The organism is Celeribacter sp. (assembly GCF_048261515.1).
Lineage (GTDB): Bacteria > Pseudomonadota > Alphaproteobacteria > Rhodobacterales > Rhodobacteraceae > Celeribacter.
This window is the reverse complement of sequence record NZ_JBLXFZ010000001.1, coordinates 953,279-970,016: the sequence shown is the minus strand read 5'-3', so window position 1 is coordinate 970,016 and position 16,738 is coordinate 953,279. Positions and strand designations below refer to the sequence as shown.

General features: G+C 59.3%; 18 protein-coding genes. 9 read left to right on the top strand and 9 right to left on the bottom strand.

Going from position 1 to position 16,738, the window contains the following annotated elements; all coding sequences use genetic code 11:
- Positions 1 to 19: 19 nt before the first annotated feature.
- The 9 genes from ACN0SC_RS04725 to ACN0SC_RS04685 all read left to right on the top strand — a co-directional run bounded on the left by ACN0SC_RS04725 (position 20) and on the right by ACN0SC_RS04685 (position 8,913).
- A complete protein-coding gene (locus ACN0SC_RS04725; protein ID WP_417248495.1) occupies positions 20 to 1,348 on the top strand; it encodes a replication-associated recombination protein A in 1,329 nt (442 codons plus the stop codon).
- A 47-nt stretch (positions 1,349 to 1,395) separates the two neighbouring features.
- Complete coding sequence (gene crcB / locus ACN0SC_RS04720) at positions 1,396 to 1,770, top strand: fluoride efflux transporter CrcB (protein ID WP_417248494.1); 375 nt, start codon at positions 1,396 to 1,398, stop codon at positions 1,768 to 1,770.
- Positions 1,767 to 2,810, top strand: a complete 1,044-nt coding sequence (locus ACN0SC_RS04715; protein WP_417248493.1) for an RluA family pseudouridine synthase — start codon at positions 1,767 to 1,769, stop codon at positions 2,808 to 2,810. The genes crcB and ACN0SC_RS04715 overlap by 4 nt, the downstream gene beginning before the upstream one ends.
- On the top strand, positions 2,807 to 3,478 hold the full coding sequence (locus ACN0SC_RS04710; protein ID WP_417248492.1) for an HAD-IA family hydrolase: 672 nt from the start codon (positions 2,807 to 2,809) through the stop codon (positions 3,476 to 3,478). Before ACN0SC_RS04715 ends, ACN0SC_RS04710 begins: the two co-directional genes overlap by 4 nt.
- 5 nt (positions 3,479 to 3,483) lie before the next feature.
- Positions 3,484 to 4,194: an ATP12 family chaperone protein gene (locus ACN0SC_RS04705; protein ID WP_417248491.1), complete on the top strand. Its 711-nt coding sequence runs from the start codon at positions 3,484 to 3,486 to the stop codon at positions 4,192 to 4,194.
- 203 nt (positions 4,195 to 4,397) lie between these two features.
- A complete protein-coding gene (locus ACN0SC_RS04700; RefSeq protein ID WP_417248490.1) occupies positions 4,398 to 5,429 on the top strand; it encodes an amino acid ABC transporter substrate-binding protein in 1,032 nt (343 codons plus the stop codon).
- Positions 5,430 to 5,568: 139 nt separating this feature from the next.
- Positions 5,569 to 6,789, top strand: coding sequence for an amino acid ABC transporter permease (locus tag ACN0SC_RS04695; protein ID WP_417248489.1), 1,221 nt, complete (start codon positions 5,569 to 5,571; stop codon positions 6,787 to 6,789).
- A 1-nt stretch (position 6,790) separates the two neighbouring features.
- Positions 6,791 to 8,107, top strand: coding sequence for an amino acid ABC transporter permease (locus ACN0SC_RS04690; protein ID WP_417248488.1), 1,317 nt, complete (start codon positions 6,791 to 6,793; stop codon positions 8,105 to 8,107).
- Positions 8,108 to 8,124: 17 nt separating this feature from the next.
- Positions 8,125 to 8,913, top strand: coding sequence for an amino acid ABC transporter ATP-binding protein (locus tag ACN0SC_RS04685; protein ID WP_417248487.1), 789 nt, complete (start codon positions 8,125 to 8,127; stop codon positions 8,911 to 8,913).
- A 59-nt stretch (positions 8,914 to 8,972) separates the two neighbouring features.
- Here the strand turns inward: ACN0SC_RS04685 and ACN0SC_RS04680 are convergent, their stop codons facing one another.
- From ACN0SC_RS04680 to rpmH, 9 genes are all read right to left on the bottom strand, one after another.
- Positions 8,973 to 9,476: a SixA phosphatase family protein gene (locus ACN0SC_RS04680; RefSeq protein ID WP_417248486.1), complete on the bottom strand. Its 504-nt coding sequence runs from the start codon at positions 9,474 to 9,476 to the stop codon at positions 8,973 to 8,975.
- On the bottom strand, positions 9,476 to 10,363 hold the full coding sequence (argB, locus tag ACN0SC_RS04675; protein ID WP_417248485.1) for an acetylglutamate kinase: 888 nt from the start codon (positions 10,361 to 10,363) through the stop codon (positions 9,476 to 9,478). Before argB ends, ACN0SC_RS04680 begins: the two co-directional genes overlap by 1 nt.
- A gap of 74 nt (positions 10,364 to 10,437) precedes the next feature.
- Positions 10,438 to 11,085 (bottom strand): ribosome biogenesis GTP-binding protein YihA/YsxC, encoded by a 648-nt coding sequence (gene yihA, locus ACN0SC_RS04670; RefSeq protein ID WP_417248484.1) that lies wholly within the window; start codon positions 11,083 to 11,085, stop codon positions 10,438 to 10,440.
- A 21-nt stretch (positions 11,086 to 11,106) separates the two neighbouring features.
- Entirely contained in the window at positions 11,107 to 12,939 is a 1,833-nt protein-coding gene (yidC, locus tag ACN0SC_RS04665) for a membrane protein insertase YidC (protein ID WP_417248483.1), read from the bottom strand.
- A 116-nt stretch (positions 12,940 to 13,055) separates the two neighbouring features.
- Positions 13,056 to 14,585, bottom strand: coding sequence for a putative bifunctional diguanylate cyclase/phosphodiesterase (locus tag ACN0SC_RS04660; protein WP_417248482.1), 1,530 nt, complete (start codon positions 14,583 to 14,585; stop codon positions 13,056 to 13,058).
- Positions 14,586 to 14,667: 82 nt separating this feature from the next.
- Positions 14,668 to 15,549 (bottom strand): tRNA 2-thiocytidine(32) synthetase TtcA, encoded by an 882-nt coding sequence (gene ttcA, locus ACN0SC_RS04655; protein ID WP_417248481.1) that lies wholly within the window; start codon positions 15,547 to 15,549, stop codon positions 14,668 to 14,670.
- A 99-nt stretch (positions 15,550 to 15,648) separates the two neighbouring features.
- Entirely contained in the window at positions 15,649 to 15,930 is a 282-nt protein-coding gene (yidD, locus tag ACN0SC_RS04650; RefSeq protein ID WP_417248480.1) for a membrane protein insertion efficiency factor YidD, read from the bottom strand.
- Positions 15,927 to 16,376, bottom strand: coding sequence for a ribonuclease P protein component (rnpA, locus tag ACN0SC_RS04645; RefSeq protein WP_417248479.1), 450 nt, complete (start codon positions 16,374 to 16,376; stop codon positions 15,927 to 15,929). Before rnpA ends, yidD begins: the two co-directional genes overlap by 4 nt.
- Positions 16,377 to 16,403: 27 nt before the next feature.
- Positions 16,404 to 16,538: a 50S ribosomal protein L34 gene (rpmH, locus tag ACN0SC_RS04640; RefSeq protein WP_012177012.1), complete on the bottom strand. Its 135-nt coding sequence runs from the start codon at positions 16,536 to 16,538 to the stop codon at positions 16,404 to 16,406.
- Positions 16,539 to 16,738: the final 200 nt, after the last annotated feature.

The following is a 16,738-nucleotide window of genomic DNA, read 5'->3' as shown; positions in this document are numbered from 1 at the left end:
ATCAGCGTAGCATTGCGCCATGAGCGATCTATTTTCGACAGACACACCAGAAACAACCCCCGCACCATCCGCAACGCGGCCCTTGGCTGATCGTTTGCGCCCGCGATCCCTCTCGGAGGTGATCGGGCAGGAACAGGTGCTTGGGGCAGACGCACCGCTGGGGACCATGCTTGCATCTGGCTCGCTGTCGTCCATCATCTTCTGGGGGCCACCTGGCGTCGGGAAGACTACTATAGCACGGCTCTTGGCGCATGAGACCGATCTCGCCTTCGTCCAAATTTCCGCGATTTTCTCGGGTGTTCCTGAGTTGCGTAAAGTGTTTGAGGCGGCACGGCATCGCGCCGCAAACGGGCAGGGGACATTGCTTTTTGTTGACGAGATCCACCGCTTCAACAAGGCGCAACAGGATGCCTTCCTGCCCCATATGGAGGACGGCACCATTCTCCTCGTCGGGGCAACAACCGAGAACCCGTCCTTCGAGTTGAACGCCGCTGTGTTGTCGCGGGCGCAGGTCATGGTGCTGACGCGCCTCTCCGTGGAAGATCTGGCAAAACTTGGCGCACGCGCGGAAGCCGAACTGGGGCGCAATCTTCCTCTGGACGAGGATGCTAAACACGCGCTTTGGGAAATGGCGGATGGCGACGGGCGCACGCTCCTCAATCTCATTGAGCAGATCGTTGCGTGGAAAGTGAAGGGTGACCTCACCCCCGACGAACTCGCCAAACGCCTGATGCGCCGTGCGGCGAAATACGACAAGTCGGGGGACGAGCATTACAACCTGATTTCCGCGCTGCACAAATCCGTTCGCGGTTCAGATCCCGACGCGGCGCTCTACTGGTATTCGCGTATGTTGGAGGGCGGCGAAGATCCCCGCTACCTCGCCCGCCGTCTGTTGCGAATGTCGGTCGAGGACATCGCTCTGGCCGATCCGCAGGCGCAGTCGATCTGCCTCACGGCCTGGCAAACCTATGAGCGTCTCGGTTCGCCTGAGGGGGAACTGGCCTTGGCTCAGGCTGTGATCTACCTTGCCCTCGCACCCAAAACCAACGCGGGATACGTTGCCTACAAGGCCGCTCGCGAAGCCGCTCGCAAGACAGGGTCTGAACCTCCGCCAAAACACATCCTGAACGCACCGACCAAACTCATGTCGGAGCAGGGATACGGCGCGGGCTATGCCTATGACCACGATGCCGAGGATGGATTTTCGGGACAGAACTATTTCCCGGACACCCTCCCGCGCACTGCATTCTACCAACCCGTCGAACGTGGCTTCGAGCGCGATCTGGGAAAACGTCTCGCCTATTTCGCCAAGCTGCGAGAAAAGCGGGAAAACGGTACGGAGAGTTGACAATGGACGCCTGCGCACCCAAACGAGAGCGGGAAAGGACCACCTCAATGACACCGCTTTTACAAGTCGCCATCGGCGGCGCTCTGGGCGCCTCGGCGCGCTATCTCACTGGAATCGGCATGACGCGCCTTTTGGGCCGCGGATTCCCTTGGGGGACGCTGACCGTGAACTTTGTGGGGTCGTTCCTGATGGGCGTCCTCGTGGTGGTTCTCGCCCATAAAACCGACAACCGTTTCGCGCCGCTCCTCATGACGGGGCTGCTCGGCGGGTTCACCACCTATTCGGCATTTTCGCTCGACACCATTACGCTCTACGAACGCGGCCATACAGCGCTTGCGGGGGCGTATGTGGTCGGCACATTGGCGCTGGCTCTGGGCGGTATAGCTCTAGGACTGGCTGTGGCGCGCGGGGTGGTGGCATGAGCATGGTTCAGATCATCACCATTTCGGACGACCAACCCGAACAACGCCTCGACCGCTGGCTGCGCAAAACCTTCCCGCAGTTCAAACAGGGGCAGATCGAAAAGGCCTGTCGCAAGGGTGAAATCCGCGTCAACGGATCGCGCTGCAAGTCGAGCACGCGCGTGGGGCCTGGGATGGATGTGCGCATTCCCCCCTTGCCCAAACCCGACACCGAAAACCGTCCGCGCACGACCCGCATTTCCGCGAGTGATGCCGCGATGATGCGCGACATCGTTCTTTATCAGGACGACCACCTTATCGTGATCAACAAGCCTGCGGGCCTGCCGACGCAGGGCGGATCGAAGCAGACCCGCCACGTGGATGGTCTGTCACAGGCGCTTCAGGGCGATTTCCCAGAAAAGCCGCGCCTTGTGCACCGCCTCGACAAGGACACTTCGGGCGTTCTGGTTCTCGCACGCACCCCCGCAGCGGCCACGAAACTGACCGCAGCCTTCCGCCACCGCAATACGCGCAAGATTTACTGGGCGTTGGTCGCGGGTGTTCCCACGCCCTACCTCGGCGAGATCAAATACGGTCTTGTCAAAGCCAAGGGACGCGGCAAGGGCGGGGAGGGCGAGAAAATGCACGCCGTTCATCCGCGCGATGTCGACAGCACCGAGGGCGCGAAACGGGCACATACGCTTTACGCCACCCTCTACCGTGTCGCCTCGCGTGCCGCATGGGTGGCGATGGAGCCGCTCACGGGCCGCACGCACCAGCTTCGCGCGCATATGGCGGAGATTGGTCATCCCATTATCGGTGACGGCAAATACGGTGGTTCCAGTCAGGAAAACATGGGCGACGGCTGGGGGGCGCAGCTTGGCGGGATCATTTCCAAGAAGTTGCACCTGCACGCGCGCAGCCTGACCTTCGAGCACCCCGAAACGAAGAAGCCGCTGACCGTCACCGCTCCGCTGCCCGACCACATGGCGCATAGTTGGGAGACCTTCGGTTGGACCGAAGATCTCGCCGCTGATGATCCATTCGAGGAATTGATGTGACGCGACTTGTGATCTTCGACGTGGATGGCACTCTGGTCGACAGCCAAGCGCATATCGTCGCGGCGATGACCGCGGCATTCGAGGCCGTTGACCTGACTCCGCCGAGCCGTGATCGGCAGTTGGCGATTGTCGGCCTGTCGCTGCCCTATGCGATTGCCGAGCTTGCGCCTGAGGCTGATACCGCGACGCAAGCCGAAATTGTCGAGAACTACAAACGCGTATTCCACGAGTTGCGTATGGCGCAGGGCGCGGCAGCCTCGCCGCTCTTTGATGGTGCGGAAGAGGCGGTCCGACGTTTGGGTGCGCGGGACGATACCCTACTTGCGATTGCGACGGGCAAAAGTCGCCGCGGCCTTAATGCGCTGATGGCGGATTGGGATTTTTCCGATCTCTTCATCTCCGACCAATGCGCCGACGATCATCCGTCGAAGCCACACCCCTCGATGGTGCAGACCTGCATGGCCGATGCGGGCGTTTCGGCTGCCGAGACAGTTGTCGTGGGTGACACCACTTACGATATGGAAATGGCCCGCGCCGCACGCTGCACGGGATTGGGTGTGGATTGGGGCTACCACGGCGCATCGGCGTTGCGAGAGGTAGGGGCGGTTGACGTTCTCCACGATTTCAGCCAGATCGACGCCGCGCTGGACACAATTTTCAAAGGGTGAGCAACGTGGCGGAATGGGCGGCAAAACGATTCTGGAAAGAGACTGCGGTCATAGAAGATGAAGGCGGATTCGCCGTGCATCTCGACGGTCGCCCCGTGCGCACGCCAGCCAAAGCGCCACTCATCGTGCCAACCCGTGCCTTGGCCGAGGCCATTGCCGCCGAATGGGACGCACAGGACGAGCAGATCGACCCGCACTCCATGCATGCCACACGCGGAGCCAATGCCGCGATTGACCGCGTGACGATCCACCATGATGAAGTTGTTACGATGCTGGCCGACTATGGCGATAGCGATCTGACGTGTTACCGCGCGCCGCACCCCATGGAACTGGCCGAGCGTCAGGCCGCAGCGTGGGATCCTATGCTCGATTGGGTGGCGGAGCGGTTTGATGCGCGCCTTGAGCCGCGCACGGGCGTTATGCATTATGCGCAACCGGATCAGGCTCGCGCCAATCTCCGTGCGGAAGTGGCGCGATTGAATGCGTTCGAACTGTCTGCTTTCCACGATCTTGTCACGCTGTCGGGGAGCCTCGTCATTGCGCTTGCCGCCATTCACGATCAACACCCGATCGAGACGCTTTGGGACATGTCGCGGATCGACGAGACATTCCAGATCGAGCAGTGGGGCGTCGACGAAGAAGCCGCTGAAGAAGCCGCTATAAAGCGCGGCAGTTTCCTGCGCGCTCATGTCTTTTACACATCTGTTCAGAGCTAAGACATTCGCAGGTTTTTTTGCGCCTCCATTTTGGGCGGACGCTTCGTTAACATGCGTTTTCGTGATCCAGCCCTTGACGATCTGTAATGAATCCACTCAACTTGGCTCATTGATCGGGCATTTGCCCAATTCGATATCGCCCCGGCCCCAAAGCGGCCGATGAAGAGCACCAGCATAGGTGCGAATGACAGGAAGAGGTAAAAATGAAAAAATCAGTATTTCTCGGCGCGTTGACCGTGGCCGGCCTTGCCGCAGGAGCCGCGGTGGCTCAAGACGGTGGCTCGCCGACGCTCTCAGCGATCAAGGAGCACGGAGCGCTGAAATGTGGCGTGAACCCCGGCACCCCCGGTTTTGCTGCTCCCGACGCTAATGGCGTCTGGAAAGGGTTCGACGTTGATGTCTGTCGGGCGGTTGCAACTGCGATCTTCGGCGACCCCGACAAAGTGGAATATACGCCGCTGACCTCCGCCGTGCGCTTCTCCGCACTGGCCGCTGGCGAAGTGGACATGCTTGCACGGAACACCACGTGGACCTTCACGCGCGACGTTGACCTTAAAAACACCTTCGTCGGCGTGAACTACTACGATGGTCAGGGCTTCATGGTCCCCAAAGACCTCGGCGTTTCCTCCGCGAAAGAGCTGTCTGGCGCGACCGTGTGTATCGAAACCGGCACCACGACCGAGCTTAACCTTTCGGACTACTTCCGTGTGAACAACATGGATTACGAACCCGTGCCCGTTGAGAGCTTCACCGAAGCTCAGACGCAGTTCCTTGCTGGTGCCTGTGACGTCTACACAACAGATGCATCCGCTCTGGCCGCATCGCGTGCGTCTTTCGAGAACCCTGGTGACTACGTGGTTCTGCCCGAAATCATCTCCAAAGAGCCGCTCGGCCCGCTCGTTCGTCATGGCGACAGCGCATGGGGTGATGTCGTTCGTTGGACGCTCAACGCGATGATCGCTGCTGAAGAGTACGGCGTGACCTCCGCGAATGCCGCTGAACTGGCAGAAGGCACCGAAAACCCCGAGATCAACCGTCTCCTCGGTGTCGAAGGCGACCTCGGCGCAATGCTCGGCCTCGAGTCCGATTGGGCGCTGAACGTTATCACCACTATCGGCAACTACGGTGAGAGCTTCGAGCGTAACATCGGCGAAAGCACCCCTGTGGGTCTGGCCCGAGGCCTGAACGCACAGTGGACCGAAGGCGGCCTGATCTACTCGCCGCCCTTCCGCTAAGACACAGTGACAAGGGAGGGCGCGGAGAAATCCGCGCCCTTTCCTTTTTGCCAAATACCCGAAAAATAAAAAGCCCTCGGTGTGCCGCCATTGCGCGAGCATCCGAAGGGATCATGGGGAAAACAGGGGGCCGTCTGACATGACGACATTGACTGATCCGCCGCAAAATGAGGGCTTTCGCCTAAGTCAGCTCATCTACGACACGCGGTATCGCTCGTTCACCATTCAAACGGTGGTGCTGATCGCATTTCTCGCGCTGTTGGTTTTCTTGATCCGTAATACGATCACCAATCTCGAAAACCTCGGCAAAGACATTGATTTCTCATTCCTGTCGAATTCAGCAAACTACGATATCAACCAACGAATTATTCCTTACCAGTCGTCCGACACGCATTTTCGCGCGACGATGGTGGGGCTGCTTAACACTCTGCTGATTGCCGTTCTTGGCTGTACGCTGGCAACTGTGATCGGGGTGATCGCAGGTGTGCTGCGTCTGTCGAAGAACTGGCTGACCGCGCGCATCATGACGGTCTATGTCGAGACCTTCCGCAATATTCCCGTGCTGCTTTGGATTCTCGCCTTTATGGCGGTGTTCTCCGAATCCCTGCCGCAACCGCGCGCCTTCCGAGGGGAGAACCCCGAGGCGTCGATGTGGCTGTGGGATACGGTGGCGATGACCAATCGCGGCACATATATCCCCGCGCCGATCTGGAACGAAGGATCAGTCTTCGTCGTCATAACTTTCCTGCTGTCACTGCTGGGCATCTGGGCCTTCGGACGCTGGGCAATGCGTCGTTTCGAGGCCACAGGGCGTCCGCTGCCAACTTTCTGGATTAAACTCGCGATCTTCGTCGTGCCGACAGCCATCGTGTATTTCCTGATGGGCCGCCCGATCGCATGGTCGGTTCCCGAACTGCGTGGCTTCAACTTCCAAGACGGGCTGCATCTGCGCAACTCGATGCTTGCGCTGTGGCTGGCTTTGTCGTTCTACACTGGCTCCTTTATCGCCGAGATCGTCCGTTCGGGCATCCTCGCTGTTTCCAAAGGGCAGACCGAAGCCGCCTTTGCTCTGGGTCTGAGCTCGTCGCGCACGATGAACCTCGTGATTCTGCCGCAGGCGTTGCGGGTGATCGTGCCGCCGCTGATCTCGCAATACCTCAACCTGACGAAAAACTCCTCGCTGGCTCTGGCCGTGGGCTACATGGACCTGCGCTCGACGCTCGGGGGCACGACGCTCAACACCACGGGGCGCGAATTGGAATCCATGCTCCTGATGATGCTGATCTACCTCTGCGTCTCGCTTCTGATTTCCTCGGGCATGAACGTCTACAACAACGCTGTGAAGCTGAAGGAGCGGTGATATGAGTGATCTACATGCACAAACCGTCGCCTATGTTCGCGACACAATGCTCGACCAACAGCCCGCTCCACGCGGTCAGGTGGGGGCTTCGCGGTGGTTGCGCGAGAACCTTTTCTCGGGGTGGCTCAACACTCTGCTCACGCTGTTGTCGATCTACGTCGTCTTCGTTGTCCTCCGTGGCTCCATGCCATGGGTCTTCGGTGGTGTCTGGGACGCGGGCAGCCTGAGCGAATGCCGTGACATCCTCAACGAGACACGCGGTTCGACCCATTATGCCTGTTGGGCTGTGCTTACCGAGCGCTGGAACCAACTGCTCTACGGGTTCTTCCCTGAGGGCCAATACTGGCGTCCGAACCTTGCCTTTGTCCTGATGTGTCTTGCCGTGGCTCCCGTCCTTTTCGACGCCCTGCCGCGCAAGATGCTGTGGATTTCCGCTGCATTCCCCTTCCTGCTTGTCTGGCTGGTCTGGGGGGGCACGATCTGGGGCACGCTGTCAGCAGCCGTCGGCTTCGCCATCGCGGGCATCGTATTCACAATCGTGGATAGGCACTCCTCAACAATGCTCGCTGCCTTCGGCGCGGTGGTCGGCGCGGTTATTTGGTGGTCCTTCATCGGGCCGCTCATCACGGGCGGTTTGGAAACCAACATGCCGTTTGGGCATCTCCAAGAAGTCGAAAGTCGCGAGCTTGGCGGGTTCATGATCTGTCTGATTATCGGCATTGCAGGGATCGCTCTGTCGCTGCCCATCGGGATCGTTCTGGCGCTCGGCCGTCAGTCGGACCTCATTTTGGTGAAGACCATCTGCGTCGGGTTCATCGAGTTCATCCGTGGCGTGCCACTTATCACGCTGCTGTTCACCGCCTCGCTGCTGCTCAACTACTTCCTGCCACCCAATACCACCTTTGACCTCACCTTGCGGGTGATCATCATGGTGACGCTGTTTGCCTCCGCTTATATGGCCGAGGTGATCCGTGGCGGTCTGGCGGCGCTTCCCAAGGGGCAATACGAGGCGGCTGACGCGCTCGGGCTGGATTACTGGAAAGCCCAACGTCTCATCATCATGCCGCAGGCCCTGAAGATTTCCATTCCAGGTATCGTGAACACATTCATCGGGCTGTTCAAAGACACGACGCTGGTGATGTTCATCGGCATCTATGACATGCTCGCGCTTTCCAATGCGATCCGTGCCAACTCGGAATGGAACGGCATCTATTGGGAACTCTTCATCTTCATCGGACTGGTCTTCTGGCTCTTCTGCTTCGCCATGTCCCGTTATTCGCAGTGGCTGGAGCGCAAGCTCCGCACCGATCATCATTAAGTAAGGAGGGCAGTAACATGTCTCTCGTGACCGAACGCACCATTGATCGCAGCCAGATGAAGGTCTCTGACGAGATCGCCATCCAGATCACCAATATGAATAAGTGGTATGGCGATTTCCACGTCTTGCGCGACATCAACCTCACCGTTCATCGAGGCGAGCGGATCGTTATCGCGGGGCCGTCAGGCTCTGGCAAGTCGACAATGATCCGTTGCATCAACCGCCTTGAGGAGCATCAGCAGGGTAGAATTATTGTCGATGGAACCGAGCTGTCCTCGGACATCAAGAACATCGATAAGATCCGCTCTGAAGTCGGCATGTGCTTTCAGCACTTCAACCTCTTCCCGCACCTTTCGATCCTCGAAAATTGCACGCTCGCTCCGATGTGGGTGCGCAAGATGCCGAAGAAAGAGGCCGAAGAGATCGCGATGCACTACCTTGAAAAGGTGAAAATCCCCGAGCAGGCCGACAAGTATCCCGGTCAGCTATCGGGCGGTCAGCAACAGCGTGTGGCCATCGCGCGTTCGCTGTGTATGCAGCCGCGCATAATGCTCTTTGACGAACCGACCTCTGCGCTTGATCCCGAGATGATCAAAGAGGTGCTCGACACCATGATCGAGCTGGCCGAGGAGGGCATGACCATGCTCTGCGTGACCCACGAGATGGGCTTTGCCCGTCAGGTGGCAAACCGCGTGATTTTCATGGACCAAGGGCAAATTGTTGAGCAGAACGAGCCCGAAGAGTTCTTCAATAACCCCAAGTCGGATCGTACCAAGCTCTTCCTGAGCCAGATTCTCGGCCACTGAGCGAGGTCTTGAGAAACGACAATGGGCGCTCTTCGGAGCGCCCTTTTGCATGTATAGGGTCAGGCCAGATCGCGTGGGATGGCGAAGTCGGCCACCTTGTTCTTGCCGAACTGCACCTGTTTCCACATTGGCGCGTCCACTTCGAAAACCGTTGTGGCCGCCGTTGGATAGCGCACAAAGTCGGGATGGCTATGCGGGGCGGCAGCGAAATGCGACGCGAAATCTCCGATGCCTGGATTGTGCGCGATCAACAAAACCGTCTCGCCTGTGGCCTGCGCCAGTGTCCGCAGGATTTGAAAATCGGGCGCGTGGTAGAGTGCCCGCATTGGTTTGGTCACGGGCGAAACACCCGCCGCGGCCAGCACTCTCTCGCCCGTTTCCATCGTGCGTGCAGCCGAAGACAGGATCACCTCGTCGGGCAAATATCCCTTTGACTTCAGCCAGCCTCCCATAAGATTCGCAGCATCCCGTCCGCGCGAATTGAGCGGGCGGTCGTAGTCGCTATTGAGAGGATCATCCCACGACGACTTGGCGTGGCGCATGAGAATAAGGCGCAGCGACATCAGCGGTTGGCCGTCACGCGCGGGGCCGTGTCTCGGATAAGCGAACCCGCGCCATGTTCTGTGTAGAGCTCCAGAAGGCAGGCATTGGGCGCGCGCCCGTCGAGGATGACCACTGCCCGCACGCCGTCACGTAGCGCATCCAGCGCGGTCTGGGTTTTCGGGATCATGCCGCCAGCGATAACGCCGCTTTTGGTCAGGGATTTGATCTGCTCGGAGTTGAGCGAGGTGAGCACTTCGCCATTCTCGTCCTTCACCCCCGACACATCCGTGAGCAACATTAGGCGATCCGCATGCAAGGCGCCCGCAATGGCCCCCGCCGCAGTGTCGCCATTGACGTTGAACGTTTCACCAGAGCGTCCTGCGCCGAGCGGCGCGATCACGGGAATCAGGCTCTCGTCGCCCAACTCGCGAATGATACGCGGATCAAGGGCGACGGGCGTGCCGACGAACCCCAGTTCGGGATCGGTCTGCTCACAGATCATCAGGTTGGCGTCCTTGCCCGAGATGCCGACCGCGCGGCCTCCCTGACGGTTGATCGCCTGCACAATACGCTTGTTTACCAGCCCTGAAAGAACCATCTCGACCACTTCAACGGTCGCCTGATCGGTCACGCGCTTGCCATGTACAAAGGTGCTCTCGATGCCGAGCTTTTCCAGCATTTTATTGATCATCGGGCCACCGCCGTGGACGATCACGGGCTTCACGCCGACTTGCTGCATCAAAACGACATCGCGGGCGAAATCGTCCATTGCCTCGTCGGAGCCCATTGCATGGCCGCCGAGCTTGATCACTACGGTCGCACCTTCGTAACGCTGGAGATAGGGCAGCGCTTGGGAAAGGGTGCGGGCGGTCGCGATCCAGTCTCTATTCATGTTTTGCTTCTTCATGTTCGGGGTATCCGTTGCAGGGGCTCGGCCCTCAATACCGCGAAGCTATGGCCTCCCGCAAGCGCGGTGCGGGTCTATTCCAGCGTCGCGATCACGGCGCGCAACACATCGACGCCCCAACCCTTTTCCGACGATGTGACGATCATCTCGGGATAGGCAGCGGGATGGGCGGAAATCTTAGAACGGACCTGTGCCATGATGGCGTCGCGTTCTTTCTCTTTGACCTTGTCGGCCTTTGTCATGACGACCTGAAACGTGACCGCCGAACGGTCAAGAAGAGCCATGATCTCTTCGTCCACCGCTTTGACGCCATGGCGACTGTCGATCAGGACGAAAGCGCGGCGCAGGGTGGCGCGGCCAGAGAGGTAGGCCTTCAACAGTCGCTGCCATTTCTCGACCGTTTTCACGGGTGCCTTGGCAAAGCCGTAGCCAGGCAGGTCGACGATGTAATGGCTTTCGCCGCAGGTGAAGAAGTTGATCTCCTGCGTGCGGCCAGGTGTGTTGGACGCACGTGCCAAAGCCTTGCGGCCCGTCAGTGCGTTGATCAGCGAAGACTTGCCCACGTTGGAGCGCCCCGCAAAGCAGACCTCGATCCGATTGTCGGGGGGCATTCCGTCCATGGCCACGACGCCTTTGACGAAATCCGTCTCGCCCGCAAACAGCAGGCGCCCTTTTTCGAGGGCGTCCTGATCAGGTTCGGATACGGGGAAGCTAAGGGTCATGGTGATGCGGAGACGTAGCCGTTAGGCCGCGTCCTCCTCCTTTTTGCGAAGCCGTAGCGAGCGCATGATATTGCCAAGCACATCAGGTTTATGGCCGTGGCTGCGCATGATCGCATACTGCTGGATGAAGGTAATCGTGTTGTTCGTGATCCAGTAGAGCACGAGACCCGAGGCGAAGCTGCCGAGCATGAACATGAACACCCATGGCATCCACGCAAAGATCATCTGCTGCGTGGGATCGGTGGGGGCGGGGTTCAGCTTCTGCTGCAGCCACATCGAAACACCGAGCAGGATCGGAAGAATACCGAGCGAGATGATCGCAAGGATCGAACCTGCCTCAGGTGCTGCATAGGGGAGCAGGCCGAAAAGGTTCAGGATCGACGAGGGATCGGGCGCGGAGAGATCGCGAATCCAGCCGATCCACGGCGCGTGACGCAGTTCGATCGTGACGAAAATCACCTTGTAGAGCGAGAAGAACACGGGGATCTGCAACAAGAGCGGCAAACAGCCCGAAGCGGGGTTCACCTTGTTGGTCTTGTAGAGTTCCATCATGCCGCGCTGCAACTTCTCGCGGTCGTCCCCTGCGGCTTCCTTGAGCTTTTCCATTTCTGGCTGAAGCTCTTTCATCCGCGCCATGGAGACGTAGGATTTATAGGCGAGCGGGAGCATGATGCCTTTGAGGATCACGGTCAGCGCGACAATCGACCACCCCATGTTGCCGATCAGGCCGTGGAGCGTGTGCAGGAGCCAGAAGATCGGCTTGGTGAAGAAGAAGAACCAACCCCAGTCAATCGAGTCGATAAAGCGGAAGAAGCCGTTCTCGTCCTGATACTTCTTGATGGTTTCCCATTCCTTCGCACCCGCGAAGAGGTAGGTCGTCGTGGAGATGGACTGGCCTGCCTCGACGGTTTGCGCGGGCATGCGGCTTTCGACCTGATAGATGTCGGCGTTGCCGACGTATTTCGCGACGGAGGTGAAGGGCTGGCCCGGCGCGGGGACCAATGTGGTCATCCAGTTCTTGTCCGTGAAGCCGATCCAGCCGTTCTCTTCGACCTGTTCGACCGAAGCCAGAGCAGCTTCGCGTTCGACGAAGTCGTAGTCGGCCATGTCCTTGTAGTCGGCCTCTTCGAGTTCCTTATCGGTCTGGCGCACGAGGCCCTCGTGAAGCACGAAGTAACGTGAGACATCGGGTGCGCCGTGGCGGGCGACGATCCCGTAGGCAGCCATACGTGCGGCCTCGCTGCCCGTGTTCTCGACCGATTGAGTGATGGTGAAGAGATAGTCCTCATCGATGGAGATCGTGCGGCGGAAGGTCAGGCCTGTGGCATTCTGCCAAACCAGCGTGACGGGGGTCTCGACCGTGAGCGTGTCGCCGCTTTCGATCTGCCATTCGGTGTTCGCGCCTGGCACATCGGAGGGCGCGAGCGCGCCACCAGGGGCCCAGCCGTAAACGGCATAATAGGGAGCCTCGGAGCCAACGGGGGTGAGAAGCGTTACGATCTCGTCGCTATCGATTTCGACGTTGTAGTCCTTGAGCGACAGATCATCGATACGCCCGCCGATGAGGGAGATCGATCCTTCAACGCGGTCGGTTTGGATTGCAATGCGTGGGGCCGAGGAGGTTTGTTCGGCTGTGGCCGTGTCGACGCCCGTGGTCTCGTTTAGGGTGTCGGCCGAGGGCGGCGCCAATGCAATGCCCTCGCCGTTTGCTGTCGTGTCGCCCGTAGCTTGGGCCACAGCCGGCGCGTTCGGGTCAACCACAGGTTCCGGCGCGGGGAAAAAATAGGTCCATGCCAGCAACACAACGCCGCTGAGCACCACTGCAAGGATGAGATTCTTATTTTGATCGTCCATCACGCCGCCTAATTTTCTCGAAATTCCAGTCTGGGCAGGTTCAACCTGTCCCAAGCCCAAAGGTCAAGGAGTTTCGGTCAGTTTAGGGGTGTTTTGCCGCAATCTTGAAGCCAATATCAACCAGCGCGCCGTCCAATGCGCGGCGTCTGTCCGAGCTTACGGTTATGCGCGTCGACCCAACCTTTCAGTTTGGATTCGGGGAGGGGGCGTGAAATCGAGAAGCCTTGTACAAATCCGCAGCCTAATTGGGCGAGCATCGCGTGTTCTCCGAGGGTCTCGACACCTTCCGCAAGCGTTTCCAGATCAAGCCGCTCGGCCATTGTGAGAATGGCGGCAAGCATGTCTTGTTGGCTTCGGTCGATGTCGCAGCGGGTCACGTAGGTTCTGTCAATTTTGATACGGTTTACGGCGAACCGACGGATATTCGCTATCGACGCGTGGCCTGTACCGTAGTCGTCGAGGTCAATTCGACAGCCCATCGTCTGCAAGGCGCGGATATTGCGGGGGATGATGTCGTTTTCGGAGGCTACAATGACGTTTTCGAGAATTTCGCCGCCGAGCCTGTCAGGGGTCAGGTTAAACCTGTCGAGTTCCCAGCGAAGCTTGTCGACGAGCTTGGGGTTTGCCAGTTCGGATGAGGTGAAGTTGATCGAAACACTGGGCAGGATCAGTCCTTCGTCTTCCCATTTTCGTAGGGCACTGAACGCGCGGAAACGGATGACCTCGCCCAAACGGTCCATCAAGCCGAGTTCTTCCACAGCTGGAAGGAACTTTTCTGGAGGGATCACGCCGCGGTCGGGACATTCCCAACGGGCGAGCGCCTCCAGACCTGTGACCTCACCTGTGTCGGTTGATACCTGTGGCTGGAACCAAGGAACGATCTGGCCGTTTTCGAGCGCACTTGCCACACCGTCGGGATCGACGGTGAGAGAGCAGGGGCGCAGGGCGGTGTCTTTCGAGAAGGCACGAATCGACCCAGGTCCGTTGTGCAAGGCGTCGAGAAGCGCGGCTTCGGCAGCATCGAGATACGCCGCCCCTGATTGTGCAGGGGCACGATTTGGTGTGCAGAATCCGATGCAGGCCGAGGCATATACCTTTGCGCCGTCCACCGAAAACGGTTCCATCAAGGCACTCTGAATGCGGGCGGACAGCTGGATCATTGTTTCGAGATCGGCGCAGCGGACGGGGGCCAGCGCCACCGCAAATCGGCTACCGTCGAGACGCGCGACCGTGTCATGTTCGCGCAGCACATCCGAGAGGCGCCTCCCGACGATACGCACGAGGCCATCGGCCACCTCGGGGCCGACCCCCGCTGCAATCGCGTTGAGGTTGTCGATTTCGACCATGAGGCAGGCAGTGGTGCGTCCCGTCAACGAGCGCGCATTTAGTGTCTGATCCAGCGCCTCGATCACGGATCGACGCAAAGGCAGTCCTGTAACCCCGTCGATGTCGCGAGGGGATGCTCCGGTCAGGTCGGCGGAAAGGGCGTAGAGCACGGTTGGGACCAGCACAGCCGCCACGATGAGCGCGACCTCGCCCCCGAACCAAAACGCCCCAAGGAAAAGCGCAGGCAGGAATGCGAGCACATGCGGGCCCGACAAAATCGGTTTCAGCTCGGTGAGCTTCGACGAGAGCCGTTTCCTCATATCGCTTGTTTCCCGATGGCTCCGCGACACCCCTTTGGCGCCGCTTCACCGAACAGGAAACACGCTGATTCTGACTGCGCGGTTAACGCAGGACGGGAATTTCGGAAAGCTCGTCGGCTTTTTCGCTCGAATTGTCCGCAACCGTTCGCATAAGCCCCGCGAAATCGAACAGTTTGTCGTCGAGCATATGGGAGGGGCGGATATTGGTCAGTGCCTTGAACATCACCTGACGACGGCCGGGGCTGTTCTTCTCCCAAGTGTCGAGAATCTGTTTGACCTGCTGGCGTTGCAGCCCGTCTTGCGAACCGCAGAGATCGCAGGGGATGATTGGGTAGTTCATCGCCTGAGCAAATTTCTCGCAATCTGCCTCGGCGACATGTGCCATGGGACGATAGACAAAAAGATCCCCGTCCTCGTTGACGAGTTTCGGCGGCATCGTCGCCAATCGCCCGCCGTGGAACAGGTTCATGAAAAAGGTTTCGAGAATGTCATCGCGGTGGTGACCGAGCACGACAGCAGAGCAGCCTTCTTCCCGCGCGATACGGTAAAGGTTGCCGCGCCGAAGGCGGGAACAGAGTGCGCAGTAGGTGCGGTTCGCGGGCACCTTTTCCTTCACGATGGAATAGGTGTCCTGATACTCGATGCGGTGCGGAACCCCCATCTTTTCAAGGAATTCGGGCAGCACGGTCGCGGGGAAGTTTGGCTGTCCCTGATCGAGGTTGCAGGCCAGAAGTTCGACGGGAAGCATCCCGCGCCATTTCAACTCGTAGAGCGCGGCGAGCATGGTGTAGCTGTCCTTGCCGCCAGACAGGCAGACAAGCCATTTCGCCCCGCGTTCGATCATGCCGTATTGCTCGACCGCCTCGCGCACATTGCGGATGATCCGTTTGCGCAGCTTCTTGAATTCGGTGGTCGAGGGTGCGCCGTGAAACAGCGGGTGGATGTCGTCGAGATCGTCGCTCATGGGGCCCTCGTCAGTGTCCGCGCGGATATAGCTTGGCGGTGTGTTCTTGGCAATGTGGGGTGCCGACGTGCCGCGACGGCTCAAGCGGAAACAGAAAGATCATCCGTTGTCGCTGGGGCTGGCCTTGTCATTGCTCTCGTTCCCGTCCTGCGCGTCTTTTGCGTCTGGAACGGGATCATAGCCCGTGCCGCCCAAGGGGTGACATCGCCCGATGCGTTTGGCGGCCAGATAGCTGCCTTTGATCGCGCCGTGCTTTTCGAGCGCTTCCATGGCGTAGGCGCTGCAAGTGGGCTGATAGCGGCAGTTGTAGCCGACCCAAGGGGAAAAGATCAGGCGATAGGCGCGAACGGGGAGCGAGACAACAAAGGCGAGCGGGGTCATTTGCGCTCTCCTTCGTGACGGTTGGTCCCGTGTACTTTGCGCAGTGCGTATTCGAGATCTTTGATCAGGAGAGGGAATGGGCGCGAGGAGGTGTCACCAGCTTTGCCGATCAACACGTAATCCCATCCATCGTGGCCCTGTTGGGGCAGCACTGCCCGCGCAATCTCGCGCAGGCGGCGTTTGGCATGGTTGCGCTTGACGGCATTGCCGACTTTTTTGGAACAGGTAAAGCCCACGCGGATACCACACGCGGGTTCATCGTCGCCTCGCTTGCGCGCTTGCAACAGAAATGAGCCGACCCCTTGACGCCGCGCGCGGGCGGCGCGCAGGAAATCGGCGCGTTTGGTCAGAACGGTGAGACCGCTATCCGAACATGACAAAACCGCCGATTGCGACCCGCAGGTATCGGCGTGAGCCTCGACCTTCGGTGCATCCGGCGGTGTCATATCACGTAAAGCCCTGACGGGCTGCCCTTATGCGGACAGCGACTTGCGGCCGCGTGCGCGACGTGCATTCAGGATCTTGCGGCCCGCTTTAGTGGCCATGCGTGCACGGAAGCCGTGGCGGCGCTTGCGGACGAGGTTGCTCGGTTGAAAGGTGCGTTTCATCGCGCCATCTCCATCGGGTTGCTTTAGGCCCAAATCCATAGCGAGGGGATTCGAAGGCCGAATTCATTGAAGTCCTGCGTTTAGGAGGCCTCTGGCGTGTTGTCAATTCGTGTGACGCGATTTCTGAAACATTTCGCATCATATCCGCCGATATGGCAACATTCGCTCGCATTCAATCACCCACGCGTGAGGGGTATGTC